This window comes from Streptomyces sp. NPDC058257 (genome assembly GCF_042881845.1).
GTDB lineage: Bacteria > Actinomycetota > Actinomycetes > Streptomycetales > Streptomycetaceae > Streptomyces.
Genome location: NZ_JBHVXJ010000010.1, coordinates 226,125 through 248,732, shown reverse-complemented (window position 1 = coordinate 248,732; position 22,608 = coordinate 226,125). Strand labels below are relative to the sequence as shown.

The following is a 22,608-nucleotide window of genomic DNA, read 5'->3' as shown; positions in this document are numbered from 1 at the left end:
TGCGGGACGCTCCTGCTGCGGGCAGGCGTTGCGCGCGGCGGAACAGGTGGGCGCAACACGACGGTGCCGGGCACCGAGAGAAGAGGCGACCGGCACCGGCAGCGGCGCGGAGCTACAGGAGGGACGGAACCTGATCCGCGGCCACAGAGCGCGCGGCCCGCTCCAGCGCACTGGCGAGGAGGGCCAGGTCGGTTGGCCCATTGCCGAGTTCACGGACGGGGCGGCGGGCCGGAGGGTCGCCCATCCGCTCCCACTCCAGTGGCACAACCGTGGGCCGCAACGTGGACGTACGAGGGATGCGTCCAGTAACCCGCCCCGCCTGAAAGGCACTCACCCGCCCCTCGGCGGTACGGAGCTCCCCCCGCCCCGGAGCAGGCTCTTCCGCCCCGGGAGAAACCGCGTCCAGGGCGATCCGCACGGCAGCCCGCCGCCCCAGCTCGGTCTCGGACATCCGCTCACTGCGAGCCGTAGTGGCAACGAGGTGCACCCCGAGCCGTTCCCCGTCCCTGGCGACAGCCTCAAGTGCCCGCACGACGGACCCCGCCGCGGGCCGCCCCGGCGACCCGAGCGCGGGAGAGAGCAGCGCGTCGAAGTCGTCGACGAGCACGACGAGCCGAGGCAGCGGAGGCCCGGGCTCGGCCCCCTTGCTGACAGCGACGGGCCGCAACCGCATCGTGGAACTCGGCGGCGGCTCAAGATCGCCCCCGCCGCTGCCGGGGCCGCTGCCACCGCTGACGCTCCCGTCGGCGGAAGGCACCCGCGCATGCCACTCGGCGAACCCGAGCCGCCCGAGCAACTCGGCCCGCCTCTTCAGCTCCGCGGCCAGGGACTGGGCGAACTCCCGCATCCGCACCGGGTCGTTGGCGGCCAGATGTGTGGTGACGTGCGGCAGGTCCATACAGACCGCGAGGCCCTCGACCAGCCGTATGTTCCCCCCGTTCGTCCCGCTGTTCCCGCTCCCCGTGCTGTCCCGCCCGTCGATGAGGACCATGCCGAGGCGGTCAGGGCGCTCCGCCGCGGCAAGGGACGCGGCGATGGACCGCAGCAGCTCCGTACGACCGCTCCCCGAAGGGCCCTCGGCCAGCACATGCGGGCCCTCGGTGGCGAGGTCCACGACCACGGGCCCGCGCGGTCCGGCCCCGAGCACCGTCCAGGCCCGCCCGCCCGACGCCTCCGCGTCATCGGCGGCAGCGGCCCACCGCGCCATCAGGGACGCGGGCGTGGCCCGTGCCAGCCCCAACTCGTCGAGCAGCCGGGCCATTTGAGGCAGCGGAGCGGACACGCGCGCATGCCCGTCGCCGGGCGCCCCGTCCGTACGGAAAGGCGCCAGGGCGCGGGCGAACCGCTCGGCCCAGGCCTGCGACACGGCGTCCACCGCCGCGACGGTGCCGTGCCCCGCCGGGTGCCCGTCCACGGTCCGCAGCAGCCGCAGGGCGGTGGCCACGTCGCCGCTGAGCAGCGCGACGGCACCGCAGGCGCGGAAGGCGGGCGACACGGAACAGGCGGCTTCGTACGTGGCGGACACCGGCGATGCGGGTGACGCGGCGGGCGTCTCCGCCAGGCAGACGACGTGGATCCCGGCGCCGGCCCCTTCGCGCGCGAGCCGTGTCACGGCTTCGCGCAGCCCGGCGGACCCGGGATCGCCGTCCACCACGACGACGGTGCGGGACCCGGCGGCCAGGGAGTTTTCCGCTGAGCTGTTGCTGTTGCTGTCGGTCGCGATGGCGGACGCCTTGTCCGCCACGTAGTCATCGAGGCGCCGCAGCAGCTCTCCCGTACGCGCCGCCGCCTGCTCGCGGTCGTAGGCGAGGAGGAGGCGACAGTCCTGGCCGTGCGTGGGCCGCAGATGCGGGAGCCAGCCGAGCCAGGACCACTCGGCGGCGCGCTCCGGTGTGGGCCGTGCCCGGTCCGTGCTGAGCAGCACGATCTCCAGGGCGTCGGGGGAGTGCAGCGCCGCGAGCTGGGAGACGACGGCACGGGCGAGCCCCGTGAGCCGCTCGCGAGGTCCCGCGAGGCCGAGCGCGCCCGCCTCCCGCAGGCTGACCGTCACGGGGACGGCGGGCAGCAGGCCGCGCTCGTCCGGGGCCGTGCGGTCGACGGTGCCGAGCCGGACCGCGAGAGCTTCCGGGTGGCCGGGCCCGCGCTCCCAGAGCCGGGGTCCTGGACCGAGCGCCGTGAGCAGCAGGGCCGCGGGGTCGGGCCAGGACTCCGGGGTCCGCGCGGCGGCGGCCACCGCGAGATCCTCGGGGGTGGGACCCGCCGGTTGCGGGGAGGAGTGCGGGGAGGAGGAGGGGCCGTCCTCCGTCGTTTCGTACGCGTCGTCTTCGGGGCCGGTGTGTCCGGGCTCGTCGTCACGGGCGCCCGTGATCCGCCGGGCCCAGGCGGAGAGGCCGCTCCGTTTGCGCAGGTTGCGCGGCACGGTCGTCCCGCGCGCGGGGGTGCCGACGCGGGTGCTCTCGGTGTCCGGGGCGCCGCCCTGCTGGGGCACGAGCGGCACATCGGTGAGGGAGGTCCGGCCGTACGCCCCTGGTGTTCCCTGCGCTTCGACCCGGCCGTCGTCGCCGGCGGAACCCCAGCCCGCGGAGCCATAGGCGTGATGGGTGCCGCCGGAGGGCGCGTGGCCCGCTCCGGGGAGCGCACCGCGGAGGTCGTCGCCGCTGGGGCCGCTCGGGGCGACCCGCACCCGCACGTGCCCCTCGCCGTCCGCCGCCGTCGGCAGCGCGCCGCCCGTCCCGTCCCCGGTGGTGAGCCGCAGCGCGGACTCGCCGAGCCGCAGCAGGGAGCCGGGGGAGAGGCGCACCGGGTGGTCGGTGATCTCGCGGCCGTCCACCGTGGTGCCGTTCGTGGACCCCAGGTCCGTGACGGTGACCTGGCCGTCCGGGGTGAGCGTCACCGCGCAGTGCAGCCGGGAGACGTCCGGGTCGTCCAGCGGGACGTCCGCGTCGCCCGAGCGGCCGACGCGGATCTGGCCGCCGTGCAGGAGGTGCACGCCGCCCGCGTCCGGTCCCGCGATCACGTGCAACTGGGCGGCGGCTGAAGCGAGTTCGGGTCCGGGCTCGGCGGGGGAACCGAGTGAGAGCACCGCTCCGTCGATGAGCGGGGGCTCCCCGATGGTGCAGCGCTGGGCGTCGAGCCGCTCCGACTCCGCGTACAGGACGACTGGTCCCTCACCGCCCGACACGACCGCGGCGAGGCCGGACGCGACCGTGGCGAGCGCGGTGCCGGCGGGGGCGGTGACCAGCACGTCACAGGCGCCGCGCGGCACGGCAGGACGGTCTTGGGGCTCGGCGGTCTGGCCGCTGCGCGGCCCGAGGACGGTCAGCCGGATCTGCATCGCCGTCAGCGGTCCCTTCTGCCCTTGCCGCCGGGCGCGGGGACGCGCGCTGTACTCGCGCTGTGATTCCCCCCACCGCACACGGCCACGTCGGCCAGTAACAAGAAGGCATCTTCGCATCTGCCGCTGACAACACGCCCGGCGGCCACCCGTAAGTGATCTTGATTGGTCGGCTCTGCTCGGAAAAGTGCCTGCTTGGACCGTTGCGATCGTCGGTCGGCGCATCGTGACGAAGGTCAATTCGACGCCCATCGGCAACCAACGGCGTCAGTGGAGCGTCTTTCCACCGAACAGCTATCCGGTCACCGGCCCGGTCAGCTATCCGGCCACCTCGTGGCCGGGTCGGAATGAGACCGGCCGGTGCCCCGTTCGGCGGCACTAGAGTGGGTCGGAACACCTTCCGGCGGGTAGCCGGGTACGGACAGACCAGTCAGATCAGTAGATCAGCAGGGAGCCTGACGTGCGGCCGGTAGGCAGCAAATACCTGCTCGAGGAGCCGCTCGGTCGCGGCGCCACGGGCACCGTCTGGCGGGCCCGCCAGCGCGAGACCGCGGGTGCCGAGGCGGCAGTCCCGGGCCAGCCCGGCGAGACCGTCGCGATCAAGGTCCTCAAGGAGGAGCTCGCCAACGACGCGGACATCGTGATGCGCTTCCTGCGCGAGCGATCCGTCCTGCTCAGGCTGACGCACCCGAACATCGTGCGGACCCGCGACCTGGTCGTCGAGGGGGAGCTCCTCGCCCTCGTCATGGACCTGGTCGAAGGCCCTGACCTGCACCGCTACCTCCGCGAGAACGGCCCGTTCTCGCCGGTCGGCGCGGCCCTCATGACCGCCCAGATCGCCGACGCCCTCGCCGCGAGCCACGCGGACGGAGTCGTGCACCGCGACCTGAAGCCCGCGAACGTCCTGCTCAAGCAGGACGCCGACGGCTCGATGCACCCGATGCTCACCGACTTCGGCATCGCGCGCCTCGCCGACTCCCCGGGCCTGACCCGCACCCACGAATTCGTCGGCACGCCCGCGTACGTGGCGCCCGAGTCCGCCGAGGGCCGCCCGCAGACCAGCGCGGTCGACATCTACGGCGCGGGCATCCTCCTGTACGAGCTCGTCACCGGCAGCCCGCCCTTCGGCGGCGGCTCGGCACTCGAAGTCCTGCACCAGCACCTGAGCGCCGAACCGCGCCGCCCCTCCACGGTCCCCGACCCGCTGTGGACGGTCATAGAACGCTGCCTCAGCAAGAACCCCGACCACCGCCCCAGCGCCGAGAACCTCGCGCGCGGCCTGCGGGCCGTCGCGGAAGGCGTGGGCGTGCACGCGTCCAGCGCGCAGATCGCCGCCGCGGAGGGCGTGGGCGCCCTCCTCATGCCCGACCCGTCGCCCGCCGCGGTGCCGGGCACCGCCGGTGCGGCCGACCCCACCCAGGTCCTCCCGAACAACGCGGGGTCGTACGACCCCAGCGCGCCGACGAGCGTCATGCAGAACACCGGCGGCCCCGGTTCCGGGGACGCCGACCCGACGTCGGTGCTCCCCACCGGCAGCGGCAGCCGCGGCGCGGCCGACCCGACGGCCGTCATGCCGCCGGTGCCGCCGAACCAGCCCGGCGGGGCCCCGGACGACCAGCATCCCTGGCAGAACCAGATGCGGGCGGCCCGGGACCGCAACGAACAGACGCAGGTCCAGGCGTACATGGACCCGAACGACGACCCGCTGCGCCGCCGCCCGCAGCGCCAGGTGGCCCGCCCGCAGCAGCAGCCGCAGCAGCGCCCCCAGCAGTACGCGCCGCAGCAGCAGCGCCAGCAGCGTCCACAGCAACAGCAGTACGCTCCCCAGCCCCAGCAGCAGCAGTACGCGCCGCCGCAGCAGACGCCGCCCCAGCAGCCGCCCGCGGGACGGCCGCCGCGTGAGCCCAGGCAGCGCGGCTCGAACCCGAACCGGATGAAGATCCCGGGCCTCGGCTGCCTCAAGGGGTGCCTCTTCACGCTCATCATCCTCTTCGTGGCGAGCTGGCTCGTCTGGGAGCTGAGCCCGCTCCAGGAGTGGATCGGCACGACGAAGGGTTACTGGGAGCAGCTGACGGACTGGTACGACACGGTCTCCGGCTGGATGGGGAAAGTGAGCGGCAACTAGCTGCGACCGGCGGCCCCGCGGCCTGTGGTGGCCGCTGACGGGCCTGTAGTGGCCGCTGACGGGCCAGTGGTGGGTCAGTGATGGGTGAATCCCTGACCGACTCTGGGGATTTGTCGACACCTGCAGGGTGATTTCTGCTCCTGGAGTGAAGGTTGGCGTCGAGGCCGCGTAGCTTTGTCGCCAACACGCATCCGTAGGAGCAGTCTTGGCACGCAAGATCGGCAGCCGGTACACCGCCCACCAGATCCTTGGTCGGGGCAGCGCCGGCACGGTGTGGCTCGGCGAGGGACCTGAGGGTCCCGTCGCCATCAAGCTGCTGCGCGAGGACCTGGCGGCCGACCAGGAGCTCGTCGGCCGCTTCGTCCAGGAGCGCACGGCGCTCCTCAGCCTCGACCACGCGCGCGTGGTGGGCGTCCACGACCTGGTGGTCGACGGCAACGACCTCGCCCTGGTCATGGACCTGGTCCGCGGCACGGACGTGCGTACCCGCCTGGACCGTGAGCGGCGCCTCGCTCCGGAGGCTGCGGTGGCGATCGTGGCGGACGTCGCGGACGGCCTCGCGGCGGCGCACGCCGCGGGGATCGTGCACCGTGACGTGAAGCCGGAGAACGTACTGCTCGACATGCAGGGCCCGCTGGGTCCCGGCGGCTCGCACCCCGCGCTCCTCACGGACTTCGGGGTGGCGAAGCTGATCGACTCCCCGCGCCGCACCCGCGCGACAAAGATCATCGGTACGCCGGACTACCTCGCCCCGGAGATCATCGAGGGCCTGCCCCCGCGCGCGGCCGTCGACATCTACGCGCTCGCGACCGTCCTGTACGAACTCCTCGCGGGGTTCACGCCGTTCGGTGGAGGCCACCCCGGGGCGGTGCTCCGCCGCCACGTCACGGAAACGGTTGTGCCGCTCCCCGGCATCCCCGACGAGCTCTGGCAGCTGATGGTCCAGTGCCTCGCGAAGGCCCCGGCGTCCCGCCTGCGCGCCTCCGAGCTGGCGGCGCGGCTGCGGGAGCTGCAGCCCCTGGTGGCGGGGATGCCGCCCCTTGACGTGGACGAACCGGATACGGAGCCGCTCGCGGAGGAGGCGGAGGAGGAGCCTGCGCCGGAGCCGGCCCCGGGCGCTCCACGCCGTGGAGCGGTTCCCCTCGTCCCCGGGTCGTCCCCCGACTCGAACCGCGACACGCACACCTCCATGCGCGTGCCGGGCCCCGACGAGCTCGCCGGGGGCGCCCGTGGCACGGCTCGCGCCCCTCGCGCGTCCGGCGCTGCCCGGCCCGGCTCCGCCCGCCACCGCGCCTCGGCCCGCCGCCGCAGGATCACGCTCGGCGTGGCGGGGGCGGTTCTGGTGGCCGCGGCAGGCATCGGCACCTGGGCGGCCACGAACGGTGACGACGCGGACGCCACCCCCCAGGACCAGAAGAACTCCGCCCCCGAGACACCGTGACCCTGCGGGCCCTTCCTGACCTGCGCCCCCTCCGCGACGGACGTCTCCCCCTGCCCACCCGCCAAATCCCGGCCCACCGCCCCACGCCGGACCGGACCTCCCCGCCCGCCCCCACCCGGCACCCACGGACGGAACAGCCCCCGCCCCGCCGCTCCGCGACGGATTTTCCCCACCCGCCCACCCGATTACCCGGGGTAATCGGGCGGGTGGGCGGGAGACATCCGTCGCGAAGCGGCGGGACAGGCCAACCCGAGCGGGCCGCAGGCGGACGCAGGCCCGAGCCGGAAGAGAACCCGGCCCGCACGGCGAGCCCGCCCGGCCACCCCGCACAAGCCGCCCCGCAGGGGCGAGGCGGCGCTCCCGAGGGGGCGCCGACCACGCCCCCGCAGCCGCGAGGGCAGACCGCTTGCCCCCAGCCGTTAGGCTGGACCCGTGGCAGTCGTCGATGTATCCGAAGAGCTCAAGTCCCTCTCCTCGACCATGGAGTCGATCGAGGCCGTCCTGGACCTCGACAAGCTGAGGGCAGACATCGCTGTGCTCGAGGAGCAGGCGGCCGCGCCGTCCCTGTGGGACGACCCGGAAGCGGCACAGAAGATCACCAGCAAGCTGAGCCACCTCCAGGCGGAGGTGCGGAAGGCCGAGGCCCTGCGCGGGCGCATCGACGACCTCAGCGTGCTCTTCGAGATGGCCGAGGAGGAGGACGACCCGGACACCCGCGCCGAGGCCGAGACCGAGCTCACGGCCGTCAAGAAGGCGCTGGACGAGATGGAGGTCCGCACCCTCCTCTCCGGCGAGTACGACGCCCGTGAGGCCCTCGTCACCATCCGCGCGGAGGCCGGCGGCGTGGACGCCTCCGACTTCGCCGAGAAGCTGCAGCGCATGTACCTGCGCTGGGCCGAGCGCCACGGCTACAAGACGGAGCTCTACGAAACCTCGTACGCGGAAGAGGCCGGCATCAAGTCGACCACCTTCGCCGTCCAGGTCCCGTACGCCTACGGAACGCTCTCGGTCGAGCAGGGCACCCACCGCCTCGTCCGCATCTCGCCCTTCGACAACCAGGGCCGTCGCCAGACCTCGTTCGCCGGAGTCGAGATCCTCCCGGTCGTCGAGCAGACGGACCACATCGAGATCGACGAGTCCGAGCTGCGCATCGACGTCTACCGCTCATCGGGCCCCGGCGGCCAGGGCGTGAACACGACCGACTCCGCGGTCCGCCTGACGCACCTGCCGACCGGCATCGTCGTCTCCTGTCAGAACGAGCGCTCGCAGATCCAGAACAAGGCGAGCGCGATGAACGTCCTCCAGGCCAAGCTCCTCGAGCGCCGCCGCCAGGAGGAGCAGGCGAAGATGAACGCCCTCAAGGGGGACGGCGGCAACTCCTGGGGCAACCAGATGCGTTCGTACGTCCTGCACCCGTACCAGATGGTCAAGGACCTGCGCACGGAGTTCGAGGTGGGCAACCCGGAGTCCGTTTTCAACGGCGAGATCGACGGCTTCCTCGAAGCGGGAATTCGCTGGCGCAAGCAGCAGGAGAAGTAAGCGCCGCTTTATCGACAAGGCAACTGCCGCCCAAGAGGCGGCAGTTGCCTTTTACGTCACAGTCACATCTCCGTACGCCGGTCAACTGCTGCTATTTCAGACATCGCTCGCGCAACGACCTTGACGTTGCTCCGGAAACTGGAAAGGCTAGTGAGCGGCATGCGTATCTCTGGGGCGCGTGTGATCTGTGGGGGGCGGATTCAGTGCTCCTGACGAACGCGGACCCGGACGCTGCCTCACTGACGATTCAGCTACTGGGGGTAGCAGCCAGATGACCAAGAAGACGCGGATCCGCGTTGCACGCATAGCGGCAGGTGCGGTGATCGCCGCCGGTGCTTCGCTGACCGCCGCGGGTGCCGCCTCGGCCCTCGACGTAGGCGTCGACCTCGGCGGCGGTGTGGGCGCCAGCGCCAGCGCCGACGAGAACGGCATCGGAGTCGACGTCGGCCTGGGTGGGGACGACGACCCGACCGACGACCCCACCGTCCCGCCCACGGAGATCCCGACGGAGCCCACCGCGGACCCGACGGACCCCACGGACGATCCGACCGACCCCACCGAGGAGCCCACGGAGCCCACCGAGGACCCGACGGACCCGGGTACGCCCACCGACGACCCGACGGACCCCTCGGACCCGGGTACGCCCACCGAGGGCCCCAGCGACCCCGGTAACGGCAACGGCACCGGTGGTGGCGGCAACGGCGGCAACGACAACGACCCCGACGGCGGCGCCAACAACCCCGTCGAGCAGGGCAAGGGCAAGGACAGCCTGAACGACACGGGCTCCGCCCCGGTCGAGCAGGGTGACAAGGCCGACAAGGGTGAGCTCGCCGAGACGGGTGCCGCCGAGACCACGTTCCTGCTGATCGGTGCCGCGACGATGATCGCCGGCGGCATCGGCTTCCGCGTTCTGCCGCGCTTCGTCGGCAACCGCGGCGCCGCTGCCTGATAGAGGGCACCGGCACGACATGACATGACAGAAGGGCCCGGAGCAGCCAGCTCCGGGCCCTTCTGGTGTCCTGTTGTACGCGCGCGCCTGTGGCGTACTGAGCGCGCTCTAAGCGGTCTGGTGCGCCAGCAGGGCCACCGCCGCTATCAGCACGACGAGCAGTCCTATCAGGGCCGCAGGGCTGAGGCCGCCGAACGGCCCCTCTTGCTGCATGCGCTCGCGATTGGCCCGGCACACGGGGCAGCGGCCTTCGCTCACGGGCGACGCGCAGTTCGCGCACACCAACCTGTCGTAGGTCATGCGCTCCTCCTCCCGCACAGTCACAGCCTGCCCAACGCTAGGGGGAACTCAACCGTTCCCCTACCACTGTGCCAGCTTCCACGAGTTTCGGCGCGGCCCGCCCGACCTCGCCGGTTTCCAGCTGTTACGTTCCGTGGTATATCCGCGACAATCCGCGCAACTCAGGACGCTGACTGCGCTCCCGTACCCGCTTCGCGTATGGTCACGCTCACCTACCCCCGGCGACCCGTGGTGCATTCGTGATCCGATTCGACAACGTCTCCAAGGCCTACCCCAAGCAGACCCGGCCCGCCCTCCGGGATGTCTCTCTGGAGATCGAAAAGGGCGAGTTCGTCTTCCTGGTGGGTTCTTCCGGCTCCGGAAAGTCCACCTTCCTGCGTCTCGTCCTGCGTGAGGAGCGCACCAGCCACGGCCAGGTGCACGTCCTCGGCAAGGACCTCGCCCGCCTCTCCAACTTCAAGGTGCCGCACATGCGGCGCCAGTTGGGCACCGTCTTCCAGGACTTCCGTCTCCTTCCGAACAAGACCGTCGGCGAGAACGTCGCCTTCGCGCAGGAAGTCATCGGCAAGTCCCGCGGCGAGATCCGCAAGTCCGTCCCCCAGGTCCTCGACCTCGTCGGCCTCGGCGGCAAGGAGGACCGGATGCCCGGCGAGCTCTCCGGTGGTGAGCAGCAGCGGGTGGCGATCGCGCGAGCCTTCGTCAACCGCCCCAAGCTCCTGATCGCCGACGAGCCGACCGGCAACCTCGACCCGCAGACATCGGTCGGCATCATGAAGCTGCTCGACCGGATCAACCGGACCGGCACGACCGTCGTCATGGCTACCCACGACCAGCAGATCGTGGACCAGATGCGCAAGCGGGTCATCGAGCTGGAGAAGGGCCGTCTCGTCCGCGACCAGTCGCGCGGCGTTTACGGCTACCAGCACTGACGACCCGTACTGATCCACTGCACTGATCCACTGAAAGGGAGCCATGCGCGCCCAGTTCGTCCTGTCGGAGATCGGCGTCGGTCTCCGCCGGAATCTCACGATGACCTTCGCGGTCATCGTCTCCGTGGCCCTCTCGCTCGCCCTGTTCGGCGGCTCGCTGCTCATGCGTGACCAGGTGAGCACGATGAAGGGCTTCTGGTACGACAAGGTCAACGTATCGATCTTCCTCTGCAACAAGGCCGACGCGGAGCAGGATCCCAAGTGCGCCAAGGGCGCGGTCACGAACGAGCAGAAGGAACAGGTCAAGGTCGACCTGAAGAAGATGCCCGTCGTGGACAAGGTCGAGTACGAATCGGCGGACCAGGCCTACAAGCACTACAAGGAGCAGTTCGGCGACTCGCCGCTGTCCAGCTCCCTCACGCCGGACCAGATGCAGGAGTCGTACCGCATCAAGCTGAAGGACCCCGAGAAGTACCAGGTGGTCGCGACCGCCTTCTCCGGGCGTGACGGCGTGCAGTCCGTGCAGGACCAGAAGGGCATCCTGGAGAACCTCTTCGGGCTGCTCAACGGCATGAACTGGGCCGCTCTTGCGGTGATGGCGCTGATGCTCGTCGTCGCGCTGATGCTGATCGTCAACACGGTGCGTGTCTCCGCGTTCAGCCGGAGACGTGAAACCGGGATCATGCGGCTCGTCGGTGCGTCCAGCTTCTACATCCAGATGCCGTTCATCATGGAGGCCGCCGTCGCCGGGCTGATCGGTGGCGGTGTCGCCTGCGGAATGCTCCTCGTGGGCCGGTACTTCATCATCGACCACGGCCTCGCGCTCTCCGAGAAGCTGAACCTGATCAACTTCATCGGGTGGGACGCGGTCCTGGCCAAGCTGCCGCTGGTGCTCGCCATCAGCCTGCTGATGCCCGCGCTCGCCGCGTTCTTCGCGTTGCGCAAGTACCTGAAGGTGTGACAAGACCCGCTGGAGCATCGGGGCGCTGTGCGGTTCAACCGGCCGTACGGCGCCCTTCGTTGTCCTAGACTCACCGGCATGTCAGGCCTCGACCGGTTCTGCGACCGGCTCTCCCGGCCCCGCCGTATCCGCCGCGGGGCGACCCTGACATTGGTGTTCGCGAGTGTGCTCGCCACCGGTGCCGCCACCGGGTCCTGGGACGATGTGGCCGACGAAGGCCGGAAGTCGCCTGATCCCTCCGCTTCCACCCGTTCCGTCGCCTCCTCCACCGACGCCGCCTCCGAAGCGGCCGATGCCGCCGCGGAGGCGATGGCCGACGGCAAGTCCGGCGAGAAGGCCGCGAAGGACGCCGTCAGCCGCAGCGGCGACCGCTGGGGGGCGGTGTACTCCCCCGGGGAGTATCAAGAGTTCGAGCAGTCCCTGGACGGCGCGTACACCGGTGTCGGCCTCTGGGCCAGGCGCGCGGCCGACGGACGCATCGAGGTGTCCCGGGTCCAGCGCGGCGGCCCCGCCGAGCAGGCCGGCATCCGCGAGGGCGACCAGCTCAGCAGCATCGACGGCAAGCGTGTCGCAGGCCTTCCCGTCACCGAGGTCGTGTCCCTGCTGCGCGGTACCCGCGCGGGCAGCCCGGTCGGGCTCGGCCTGAAGCGGGGCACGCGCGCGTGGAGCGAGACGCTGCACCGGGCCCGCCTCTCCACGGACTCCGTCACGGTCACGCAGCTCGCGGGCGGCGCCGTCCTGATCAAGGTCGAGGCCTTCACCAAGGGGGCGGGCAAGCGCGTACGTTCCGCGGTGCACGACGCTCCCAAGGGCGCCGGAATCCTGCTCGACCTGCGGGGCAACTCCGGGGGCCTGGTGTCGGAGGCGGTCACCGCGGCCTCGGGGCTCGTCGACGGGGGCCTGGTGGCGACGTACGACGTGCGCGGTCGGCAGAAGGCCCTGCACGCGGAGCGTGGCGGTGACACCACCAGACCCGTGGTGGCCCTGGTCGACGGCGGCACGATGAGCGCGGCCGAGCTGCTCACGGGCGCCCTGCAGGATCGCGGCCGTGCGGTCGTGGTGGGCTCACGGACCTTCGGCAAGGGCTCGGTCCAGATGCCGAGCCGGCTGCCCGACGGCTCGGTCGCCGAGCTGACGGTCGGGCACTACCGCACTCCTTCGGGGCAGGCGGTCGACGGCCGTGGCATCACCCCGGACCTGGAGGTCCAGGACAGCGCCGAGAGACGGGCCGAGACAGTATTGACTGGCCTCGGACCCCCCTCGTAGTGCGAAAATGGTCGGACTATGGCGAAGGAAAAGGTAAAGCGCAAGGCCGCGAAGGCCGCTGAGAAGGCCCCTGCCCGGAAGATGGTCGCGCAGAACAAGAAGGCGCGGCACGACTACCACATCATCGACACGTACGAGTGCGGCCTCGTCTTGATGGGCACCGAGGTCAAGTCGCTGCGGATGGGCCGGGCCTCCCTGGTGGACGGCTTCGTGCACATCGACGGCGGCGAGGCCTGGCTGCACAACATCCACGTCCCGGAGTACGTGCAAGGGACCTGGACCAACCACTCCGCCACGCGGAAGCGCAAGCTGCTGCTGCACCGGGCGGAGATCGACAAGCTGGAGTCCAAGTCGCAGGAGACGGGTCACACGATCGTGCCCCTGGCCCTGTACTTCAAGGACAGCCGGGTCAAGGTCGAGATCGCGCTCGCCAAGGGCAAGAAGGAGTACGACAAGCGCCAGACGCTCAAGGAGAAGCAGGATCTGCGCGAGACGAACCGCGCGGTCGCGGAGGTCAAGAAGCGTCAGCGCAGCGCCTAGCCCGCGGGTCCGCGTGGACCCGAACGGGGCACGCGGGAATTGGCTGGCCCCGTCGGGCGTTGTTCACGTACGATGGGCACTGCCCCGCACAGCCGGGGCGCGCATTGATGCAGTATCTAACTCAATAGCGGTAAACATGGGGATGATCGGTTTCGACAGCGGATGTCGAAGCAGGGGAAGCGAGCCGAGGAAGCGACAATGATCTCGTTAACCATATGTCGCAACCAATAATCGCCAATTCTAAGAGCGATTCCCAGTCCTTCGCCCTCGCTGCCTAATAAGCAGTGAGTGAAGGACCCTTAATGGGTGTCAGCCCGGGAGTGTTCCCGACCCGGATCCTGGCATAATCTAGGGGACTAAACCATCGAGCCCGGTCACGGGGTTCGATGGGAAATCAAACAGTGACTGGGCCCGTCGGAGACTTGTTCGCGAGATCACCGGGGCCGAGAAAATCGTAGCGAACTGCGCTCGGAGAAGCCCTCCTTTTGCACCGTTGGACGCGGGTTCGATTCCCGCCATCTCCACAATTCCCATGTTGAGGTCAAAGCCTCCTGGCCGTCGGCCAGGGGGCTTTTTCCGTGTATCGGAGCCTCCAGCAGCCCTCGGGCGACCCGGACGCCTTGATCTGCCGCCCCACAGATGTCCGGAGTGGGGTCTGTCGCGGGGCGGCTGTGTCCGGGATGCTCCTGGGTCATGAGTAGACCCGTGAGACGCGTCAACGCCCGTATGCGCCACTGGATCTGGCCCGCCGTGCTCGGTGTCGCGGCGGCCACCCTCTCCGTCAGCTCGCCTGCCGGGGCCGACTCCGACCGCGGCGGCCTGCCCGAAGCCATCGACACCATCCTCGGCGATCCCCGGATGGAGGGCGGCGCGGCGAGTGTCGTCGTCGCCGACGCCGCGTCCGGTGACGTGCTCTACCAGCACCTGCCCAGCGGACGCCTGATGCCCGCGTCCAACACCAAGCTGCTCACCTCGACGGCGGCCATGGAGCGGCTCGGGCCCGACCACCGCTTCACCACCGATGTGCTCACCGACGGCAGGCGGCACGGCCCCGTCCTCTCCGGTGACCTCTACCTGCGTGGCACCGGCGACCCGACGACGCTGGCCAAGGACTACGACCAACTCGCCGCGAAGATCGCCGACTCGGGGGTCCGGAAGGTCTCGGGGCGGCTGGTCGCGGACGACACCCGGTTCGACGACAAGCGCATCGGCGACACCTGGTCCGGCGACGACGAGTTCGCGTACTACGCGGCCCAGATCTCCGCACTGAGCGTCGCCCCGGACACCGACTACGACACCGGAACGGTCATCGTCGAGGCCACGCCCGGAGCGAAGGCCGGGGACCGGCCCAAGGTCACGGTGACCCCGAAGACCGATTACGTGGACGTCGACAACAGCGCCAGGACCGTCGCCGCCGGCGGCGATGACACGCTCACCATCGAGCGCGAGCACGGCACCAACACCATCACGGTCACCGGCACCGTCCCCGTGGGGGGTGACGCCACCAAGGAGTGGATCACCGTCTGGGAGCCGACCGGATACGCGGCGGCGATCTTCCGGGACGCGCTGAAGGCGCACGGGGTGCGGGTGGACGGGCCGACGAAGGCCGGGCTCGCCACTCCCGAGGGCGCGCGCCGGCTCGCGTCGCACGACTCCATGCCGCTGAAGGAGCTGATGATCCCCTTCATGAAGCTCTCCAACAACATGCACGCGGAGAACCTCACGAAGACGATGGGGTACGAGGCGACCGGACGGCCGGGGAACTGGACGGACGGTCTCGCCGCCATCAGCTCCTACCTGAAGACCGCCGGTGTCGACCCCGGCAAGGTGCGCCAGGTCGACGGCTCCGGGCTCTCGCGCAAGGACAACGCCCCCGCCGACCAGTTGATCAAGCTTCTTCTCTCGGCCAGGGGCGAGCCCTGGTACGCCGACTGGTACAAGTCCCTTCCGGTGGCCTGCGCCCCGGACAAGTTCGTCGGCGGCACGCTGCGTACGCGCATGTGCGGAACTCCGGCGGCCATGAACGTACGGGCGAAGACCGGGTCGCTGACCGCCGCGTCCGCGCTTTCGGGGTACGTGAAGGACGCGGGCGGGCGTGAGCTCGTGTTCAGCGTCATCCTGAACAACTACATGCCCTCTTCGGTGAAGGCGCTGGAGGACGCGATCGTCGTGACGCTCGCCAAGTCGACCGAGGACAAGGCCGTTCCTGTCATGCCGCGCTCGCGACGCGGGACCGAGCCGAGCGGGGATCTGGAGTGCTCGTGGCGCAAGCCCGCACGATGCTGAGCAGCAGCGCGCAGCACGCGGCGGTGACCGGGACCGCGTAGCCCTGGGCGGGGCTCAGGTGCTCCACCACCCAGCCCCCTGCCGCGGCCCCGCACGCGATGCCCCCGAGGATCCCGGTGACGGCGAGGGTCATGCCCTCATTCAACCGGCCCTCGGGGGTTCGCTGTTGGACCAGGGTCATACCGGTGACCATCGTCGGCGCCGTAGCCATTCCGGCGACAAGGAGAGCCCCGGCGAGCACAAGGAGCGAGCCGGTGAGTGTCGCGGCCAGGAGCGGCAGTGTCATCAGGGCCGCCATCGCGGTGACGCACAGGACGTGGCGGCGGTGCGGGGGGCCGCTCGGCTTGAGCGTTCCGTAGAGGAGGCCCGCCGCGCAGGAGCCCGCGGCCTGGAGCGCGAGGATCGCACCGGCGGCGGCCTTGTGTCCCTGGGTGTCCGCGAAGGCGATCGTCACGACCTCCATCGAGCCGAAGACGGCGCCGGTGGCGAGGAAGGCGGCGAGCAGTGTGGGCATCCCGCGCGCGTGGAGGGGCGATTTCTCCTTCGTGGCCGTACGTCCCCGGGGCGGTGGTTCCGTCGTGCGCTGGGCGGCGAAGAGCAGGACGCCGGTCAGGAGCAGTACGACTCCGATGAGGGTGCCCGCCTCCGGGAAGAGCGCCCCGCACAGGAAGGCCGCGAGGACGGGGCCGAGCATGAAGCACAGCTCGTCCGCGGCCTGCTCGAAGGAGTTGGCGGTGTGCACGGCCCGCTCGTCGTCCTTGAGGAGGTGGGCCCAGCGGGCCCGGGACATGCCGCCGGTGTTGGGGGTCGTGGCCGTCGCCGCGTACGAGGCGAACAGGGTCCAGCCGGGCGCTCCGTAGTGCACGCACAGGAGCAGGGAGAGCGAGCCGAGTGCGGCGAGCGCGGTGGCGGGGACGGCGATCCGCGCCTGGCCGTACCGGTCCACGAGGCGGGCGGTCCAGGGCGCCACGAGGGCGGTCGTGGCGAGGCCCGTCGCGGTGACGGCCCCGGCGAGCGCGTACGAACCGCGTGCCCCGGCGATCATGATGACGGCGCTCACGCTGAACATCCCCATGGGGAGGCGTGCGATGAGGTTGCCGATGGTGAAGGCGGTGGCTCCGGGTATGCGGAAGAGGCGGGCGTACGGGTTGCGGCGGCGGGACGCGTGGGATTCGGCGGGCGGCATGGGATCACCCTCACCGGGGCGGTGGTGCGGGGTCCAACACCTTCTGGGGCCCTGCTCACGCACTTCAGTTGTAAGTCCCCGTCCCCGTCCCCGCCGCTGCCGCCGATGTAGGTTCTCGGCGTGACAGACCTGGAACCCCGCCTTCTGCGCGCCTTCATGGCCGTCTCCGAAGAGCTGCACTTCACGCGTGCCGCCGCCCGCCGCTACGTGGCCCAGCAGGCGTTGAGCCGTGATGTGCGGCGCCTGGAGCGGGAGTTGGGCGCCGAGCTCTTCGTGCGGACGACGCGGCAGGTCACGCTGACGGCCGATGGCGAGCGGCTGCTGCCGTACGCGCGACGGGTGCTCGACGCGCACGACGACCTGGCCGCCGCCTTCGCGCGGGGCGCCCGCTCCGGCGGCGCGGCGGCCCGCCCGCTGCTCGTGGACCTGAACAGCGAGGGGCTCATCAGCGGGCGCGTCCTGGAGCGGGCCCGCGAACTCGTCCCGGACTGCGAGCTGATGGCCCGTTTCGAGAGCGGCCTCACCTGGGCCGCCGCCGAGATGGCCGCCGGGCGCCTCGACGTCTCCTTCGGGCGGTACGCCGGGCTCGAACCGGCCCTGCGGTCGCGGCTCGCTCAGCAGCCGGTGCGGTACGAGCCGATGGCGGTGCTCCTGCCGCTCGGCCACCCCTTGGCCGAGCTCGACGCGGTGCCGCTCGGGGCGCTGGCGGGGGAGCGCGTGTACGCGGGGGCGGGCAATCCGCGGACGTTGGAGTGGACCGACCTGGCGCACCGCCTCTTCGCGGGGCGCGGCATCGAGGTGGCGCCGCCCGCGCCCCTGGCGGTGGGCGCCGAGGAGTTCGGGCGGGTCATGGCGAAGAACCGGAACCCCGTGCTCGTAGCCGTGGATTTTCCGGTCCTGCCCGAGTCGGTCCTGCGGCCGTTGATCGATCCGGTGCCGCTGTCGCCTGTGTCGTTGGTGTGGAGAAGGGGGCTCGTACATCCGGGGGTCGACGCGTTGCGTGCGGCGGCTGCCGAGCTCTCCGAGGCAGAAGGGTGGCTGCGCAGGCCCGAAGACGGATGGGTTCCGGCCACGGATGCGCTCATCATGGTGGGACGGGACTGATGGATTAGTACGACTGTCACCGCTGTGCGCTACATTCATGGTCCGGGCGCGGTGTGATAGGGGGGCGCTCGGATCGGGTGGGGGCCTGGTCCGACGGCAAAAAGTTGCCCGGAGTCGCGCGCGCCCGAGCCAGGTTAAGTGGGGGTTGTGCGTACGCATGGAGAATTGGCGAGAAGATGCCCTACCGGAACACACCCATGATCCGAACGAAGTCACCGTTCAGATCGACGGAGTGGGGCGACAGCTGGCGGACCTGTCCGCCGAGAGTGGCCAGGACGCGCCGGACGGGCCGGTCTTCGTCGACGAGACGGGCCGCCGCAGCCGGAGATACCGCCGCATAGGCGTGCTCGTCGGCATAGCCTGCGCCGTGTACGCGGTGATCATCGTAGGCACCCTGCTCTCGGGCAACTCCGACGCACCCTGGATCCCGATCGACCCCAAGGACGAGAAGCCGGCGAGCAAGGTGGACACACCCAACCGCCCGGCCGACTCCCTCGACCCCTCGGCATCATCCGGCACGACACCCTCGCCCGGCGCGTCGAAGAGCGGCGACACCGCCCCCGCGACCGGCGGCGACGGCTCGGCCGACCCCTCCGCGACGGACGACGGCAAGAGGGGCGACGCGGGCGGCGGCAAGCCCGACCCCGACCCCACGGGCGGCGGCAAACCCGACCCCGGCCCGACGAGCGGCGGCGGTGGCGGCGGCGGAGACCCCGACCCGACCGTCGACCCCACGAAGCCGGGCACGGACCCGGACCCGACCGTCGACCCCACCACGCCGCCCCCGGACCCGTCGACGGAGCCCCCGGGCGACGCGGGCGGAGGCGCCGGCGAAGTCCCCGTAATGCTGCCCGCCGACGAACAGCGGTCCCCGCTGCGCGTCCAGGCCGCCGTCTACGTCCCTCAGTCCCCGCTCAACTCCGCCCAGCAGCCCTCGGAGGGCTCACAGCGATGAACTCCCGCACCAACAGGGGCCGGTCCGCCGGTTCCCGGAACGGCTACGCCCAGAACCGGAGCGGTCATGCCCAACCTCGTAGCGGTCATGCCCAACCCCGTAGCGGTCGTGCCCAGCCCCGGGGCAGTGGCGGCCGACGCCGTGCGCAACCGGCCCGCGGCACCAAGCGGCGCAGACTCCCCCTGCGCTACCTCCTGCCCCTGCTCCTCCTCGTCGCCCTGATGGCGATGCTCATGCTGCGCGGCTACACGCACAGCGAGATCCTCGCCGACCACCGCATCCGCCCGCCCGCGGGCACCGGCAAGGTCCCGGAGAAGATCCTGGAGGGCGGCCCGGTCATCGACACCCGAGGCGGCCACGAGAGGACGCTGAGCGTTCCGCGCCACCGGCTCGTCCTTACCTTCGACGACGGCCCGGACCCGGAGTGGACCCCCAAGGTCCTCGACGTACTGAAGAAGCACCACGCGCACGGCGTCTTCTTCGTCACCGGCACGATGGCCTCGCGCTACCCCGGCCTCGTCGAGCGCATGGTGGACGAGGGCCACGAGGTCGGCCTGCACACGTTCAACCACCCCGACCTCTCCTACCAGTCCGACAGCCGCATCGACTGGGAGCTGTCGCAGAACCAGCTCGCACTCGCGGGCGCCGCGGGCATCCGCACCTCCCTCTTCCGCCCGCCGTACTCGTCGTTCTCCGACGCCATGGACGACAAGTCCTGGCCGGTGACGAAGTACATAGGCGGCCGCGGCTATCTCACCGTCGTCAACAACACCGACAGCGAGGACTGGAAGCGCCCCGGCGTCGCCGAGATCATCCGCCGCGCCACGCCCAAGAACGGCGACGGCGCCGTCGTCCTGATGCACGACTCCGGCGGCGACCGCTCACAGACGGTCGCCGCGCTCGACACCTTCCTGCCCGGCCTCCGGCACGAGGGCTACCACTTCACGAACCTCACCGAGGCACTGGACGCCCCCAGCGCGCACGCGCCCGTCTCCGGCATAGAGCTGTGGAAGGGCAAGGCCTGGGTCTTCCTGGTCGGCGCGTCGGAGAAGATCACCGGCGTACTCGTCGTCGCCCTCGCCGTCATCGGATCCCTGGTTCTCCTCCGCTTCGGCCTGATGCTGCTGCTCTCCGCGGTGCACGCGCGCAAGGTGCGGCGGCGCGGCTTCCGCTGGGGCCCCGACGTCACCGAACCGGTGTCGGTCCTCGTCCCCGCCTACAACGAGGCCAAGTGCATCGAGGCCACGGTCCGTTCGCTCATGTCGAGCGACCATCCCATCGAGATCATCGTCATCGACGACGGCTCGTCGGACGGCACCGCGCTGATCGTCGAGGGGCTCCGCCTGCCGAACGTACGCGTCGTGCGCCAGCAGAACGCGGGCAAGCCCGCAGCGCTCAACCGCGGCATAGCCAACGCCCGTTACGACCTCATCGTGATGATGGACGGCGACACGGTCTTCGAGCAGTCCACCGTGCGCGAGCTGGTGCAGCCGTTCGGCGACCCGCGCGTGGGCGCCGTCGCGGGCAACGCGAAGGTCGGCAACAGGGACTCGCTGATCGGCGCCTGGCAGCACATCGAGTACGTGATGGGCTTCAACCTCGACCGCCGGATGTACGACATGCTCGGCTGCATGCCGACCATCCCCGGCGCCGTGGGAGCCTTCCGGCGCTCGGCACTCGAACGGGTCGGCGGCATGAGCGACGACACGCTCGCCGAGGACACCGACATCACGATGGCGATGCACCGGGACGGCTGGCGGGTCGTGTACGCCGAGAAGGCGCGCGCGTGGACCGAGGCGCCGGAGACGGTGCAGCAGCTCTGGTCGCAGCGCTACCGCTGGTCGTACGGCACCATGCAGGCGATCTGGAAGCACCGCCGCTCGGTGATCGAGTCGGGCCCCTCGGGCCGCTTCGGCCGGGTCGGCATGCCGCTGGTCTCCCTCTTCATGGTCCTCGCGCCGCTCCTGGCTCCCCTGATCGACGTATTCCTCCTGTACGGCCTGGTCTTCGGCCCCACCCAGAAGACGATCATCGCGTGGCTCGGCGTCCTCGCCGTCCAGGCGGTGTGCGCGGCGTACGCCTTCCGGCTCGACCGCGAGCGCATGTCCCATCTGATCTCGCTGCCCCTCCAGCAGATCCTCTACCGGCAGCTGATGTACGTCGTGCTGCTGCAGTCCTGGATCACCGCCCTGACCGGAGGCCGCCTTCGCTGGCAGAAGCTCCGGCGCACGGGAGTGCTCGGAACCCCGCCCTCGATTCCGCGGCAGCGGACGGGCAGCCCTGATCGGAGGCCCGTCGCATGACCTATCCCACGCAGCCACCACTGCCCCAGGTACCGCCGCCTCCCGGCCTTGCGGTGACGCCGGTGGGCCCTGCGCGTCCTGGGGCGGCCGGTCCTGGGGCGGCTGGTCCCGAGGCGGCTGGTCCCGGGGCGGCTGGTCCCGAGGCGGCCGGTCCTGGGGCGGCCGGTCCTGGGGCGGTCGGTTCCGGGACGGCCGGTTCCGAGGCGGCTCCCGCCCCGGCGAAGAAGCCGGGCCGCGACCGCTACTTCGACGTACTGCGCTCGCTCGCCCTGGTCCGCGTCGTCATCTACCACCTGTTCGGCTGGGCCTGGCTGACGATCGTCTTCCCGTCCATGGGCGTGATGTTCGCGCTGGCGGGCGCGTTGATGGCGCGCTCCCTGAAGCGCCCCGCGTGGGGAGTGATCAGGGGGCGCGTCCGCCGACTCCTGCCGCCCATGTGGGCGTTCAGCGCGGTGGCACTCTTCCTGCTGTTCTACGGCGGCTGGAACGTGAGCAAGGACCCGGACCACGGGGGCACCTGGGGCCTGGTCAGCATGCTCAACTACGTGTTCCCGGTCGGCGCCCCGCCCTTCCCCTGGCACATCGGGGACAAGGCGGGCCTCCTGGAGGACACCTGGCCCGCCCAGGCGGCGGGCCCGCTCTGGTACATCCGCGCGTACCTCTGGTTCGTCATCGCCTCGCCGCTCCTCCTGTGGGCGTTCCGCCGGGTCCCGTGGGCGACGCTCTTCGCGCCCCTGGCCCTGACGGCGGTGCTCGCCACGGGCGTCGTGACGATCCCCGGCGAGACGGGCAACGCGGTCTCGGACTTCGCGGTGTACGGCAGCTGCTGGGTCCTGGGCTTCGCCCACCAGGAAGGCGTCCTCGCCCGCATCCCGCGCTACATGGCGGTTTCCGTCTCGGCCCTGATCATGGCCTTCGGCCTGTGGTGGGCATCGGGACATCTGGGCCCGGACGGCTGGGACCTGAACGACATCCCGCTCGCCCAGGCGGCATGGTCCTTCGGCTTCGTCGTCATCCTCTTCCAGTACTCCCCGTCGTGGCAGGAGTTGCCGGGCCGCCTGAAGCGGTGGGACAAGCTCATCACCCTCTCCAACAACCGAGCGGTGACGATCTACCTCTGGCACAACCTCCTGATCATGGCCACGGTGCCGATCATCGACCTGGCGTACGACCTGCCGTTCATGGAGGACGAGCAGTGGAGCTCGGCCCTGGACACCACGTACATGCTGTGGATGACGGTCCTTGTCTGGCCGTTGATCGGTCTGATGGTGATGGCTGTGGGCTGGATCGAGGACTTCGCGGCGCAGCGGAGCCCCAGGTTGTGGCCGAACGGGGCCAAGTCCCGTCGCTCGGCGGCGCCCGCGCGAGGGGGTGCGCACCGGGGCTGAGG

General features: G+C 70.9%; 16 protein-coding genes and 1 other RNA gene. 14 read left to right on the top strand and 3 right to left on the bottom strand.

Features of this window, described 5'->3' with window-relative positions; translation table 11 throughout:
• Positions 1-112 precede the first annotated feature (112 nt).
• Entirely contained in the window at positions 113-3,334 is a 3,222-nt protein-coding gene (locus ACFVXC_RS24565; protein ID WP_389908545.1) for an FHA domain-containing protein, read from the bottom strand.
• A 460-nt stretch (positions 3,335-3,794) separates the two neighbouring features.
• Between ACFVXC_RS24565 and ACFVXC_RS24560 the strand changes: the two genes are divergently transcribed.
• The 4 genes from ACFVXC_RS24560 (at position 3,795) to ACFVXC_RS24545 (ending at position 9,388) form a co-directional block, all read left to right on the top strand.
• Positions 3,795-5,459 (top strand): protein kinase, encoded by a 1,665-nt coding sequence (locus tag ACFVXC_RS24560; protein ID WP_389908542.1) that lies wholly within the window; start codon positions 3,795-3,797, stop codon positions 5,457-5,459.
• Positions 5,460-5,664: 205 nt separating this feature from the next.
• Positions 5,665-6,900: a serine/threonine-protein kinase gene (locus tag ACFVXC_RS24555; RefSeq protein WP_389908539.1), complete on the top strand. Its 1,236-nt coding sequence runs from the start codon at positions 5,665-5,667 to the stop codon at positions 6,898-6,900.
• 432 nt (positions 6,901-7,332) lie between these two features.
• Positions 7,333-8,439 (top strand): peptide chain release factor 2, encoded by a 1,107-nt coding sequence (prfB, locus tag ACFVXC_RS24550; protein WP_249589604.1) that lies wholly within the window; start codon positions 7,333-7,335, stop codon positions 8,437-8,439.
• Between the two features lie 271 nt (positions 8,440-8,710).
• Positions 8,711-9,388 (top strand): hypothetical protein, encoded by a 678-nt coding sequence (locus ACFVXC_RS24545; RefSeq protein ID WP_389908537.1) that lies wholly within the window; start codon positions 8,711-8,713, stop codon positions 9,386-9,388.
• 108 nt (positions 9,389-9,496) lie between these two features.
• On the opposite strand, the gene ACFVXC_RS24540 is transcribed toward ACFVXC_RS24545, so the two are convergent.
• Entirely contained in the window at positions 9,497-9,688 is a 192-nt protein-coding gene (locus tag ACFVXC_RS24540) for a hypothetical protein (protein WP_389908534.1), read from the bottom strand.
• 239 nt (positions 9,689-9,927) lie between these two features.
• On the opposite strand from ACFVXC_RS24540, the gene ftsE reads away from it, so the two are divergent.
• The 6 genes from ftsE (at position 9,928) to dacB (ending at position 15,670) form a co-directional block, all read left to right on the top strand.
• Complete coding sequence (gene ftsE, locus ACFVXC_RS24535; RefSeq protein WP_030788113.1) at positions 9,928-10,617, top strand: cell division ATP-binding protein FtsE; 690 nt, start codon at positions 9,928-9,930, stop codon at positions 10,615-10,617.
• Between the two features lie 43 nt (positions 10,618-10,660).
• Complete coding sequence (ftsX, locus tag ACFVXC_RS24530) at positions 10,661-11,578, top strand: permease-like cell division protein FtsX (protein ID WP_389908531.1); 918 nt, start codon at positions 10,661-10,663, stop codon at positions 11,576-11,578.
• A 78-nt stretch (positions 11,579-11,656) separates the two neighbouring features.
• Entirely contained in the window at positions 11,657-12,844 is a 1,188-nt protein-coding gene (locus ACFVXC_RS24525; RefSeq protein WP_389908528.1) for a S41 family peptidase, read from the top strand.
• An 18-nt stretch (positions 12,845-12,862) separates the two neighbouring features.
• Entirely contained in the window at positions 12,863-13,384 is a 522-nt protein-coding gene (gene smpB / locus ACFVXC_RS24520) for an SsrA-binding protein SmpB (RefSeq protein ID WP_389908525.1), read from the top strand.
• A gap of 138 nt (positions 13,385-13,522) precedes the next feature.
• Positions 13,523-13,911, top strand: a transfer-messenger RNA (tmRNA) gene (ssrA, locus tag ACFVXC_RS24515).
• A gap of 166 nt (positions 13,912-14,077) precedes the next feature.
• Positions 14,078-15,670 carry a D-alanyl-D-alanine carboxypeptidase/D-alanyl-D-alanine-endopeptidase gene (dacB, locus tag ACFVXC_RS24510; protein WP_389908522.1) on the top strand — a complete coding sequence of 531 codons (1,593 nt, stop codon included), beginning with the start codon at positions 14,078-14,080 and terminating at the stop codon, positions 15,668-15,670.
• On the opposite strand, the gene ACFVXC_RS24505 is transcribed toward dacB, so the two are convergent.
• Positions 15,594-16,856 carry an MFS transporter gene (locus ACFVXC_RS24505; RefSeq protein WP_389908519.1) on the bottom strand — a complete coding sequence of 421 codons (1,263 nt, stop codon included), beginning with the start codon at positions 16,854-16,856 and terminating at the stop codon, positions 15,594-15,596. The genes dacB and ACFVXC_RS24505 overlap by 77 nt on opposite strands.
• 120 nt (positions 16,857-16,976) lie before the next feature.
• On the opposite strand from ACFVXC_RS24505, the gene ACFVXC_RS24500 reads away from it, so the two are divergent.
• From ACFVXC_RS24500 to ACFVXC_RS24485, 4 genes are all read left to right on the top strand, one after another.
• On the top strand, positions 16,977-17,960 hold the full coding sequence (locus ACFVXC_RS24500) for a LysR family transcriptional regulator (RefSeq protein ID WP_389908516.1): 984 nt from the start codon (positions 16,977-16,979) through the stop codon (positions 17,958-17,960).
• Between the two features lie 232 nt (positions 17,961-18,192).
• Positions 18,193-18,915, top strand: coding sequence for a hypothetical protein (locus ACFVXC_RS24495; RefSeq protein ID WP_389908513.1), 723 nt, complete (start codon positions 18,193-18,195; stop codon positions 18,913-18,915).
• The gene (locus ACFVXC_RS24490; RefSeq protein ID WP_389908510.1) at positions 18,912-21,218 is read left to right on the top strand and encodes a glycosyltransferase; all 2,307 of its coding nucleotides are present in this window, start codon (positions 18,912-18,914) and stop codon (positions 21,216-21,218) included. Before ACFVXC_RS24495 ends, ACFVXC_RS24490 begins: the two co-directional genes overlap by 4 nt.
• Positions 21,215-22,606, top strand: coding sequence for an acyltransferase (locus tag ACFVXC_RS24485; RefSeq protein WP_389908507.1), 1,392 nt, complete (start codon positions 21,215-21,217; stop codon positions 22,604-22,606). Before ACFVXC_RS24490 ends, ACFVXC_RS24485 begins: the two co-directional genes overlap by 4 nt.
• The last annotated feature ends 2 nt before the right edge of the window (positions 22,607-22,608 follow it).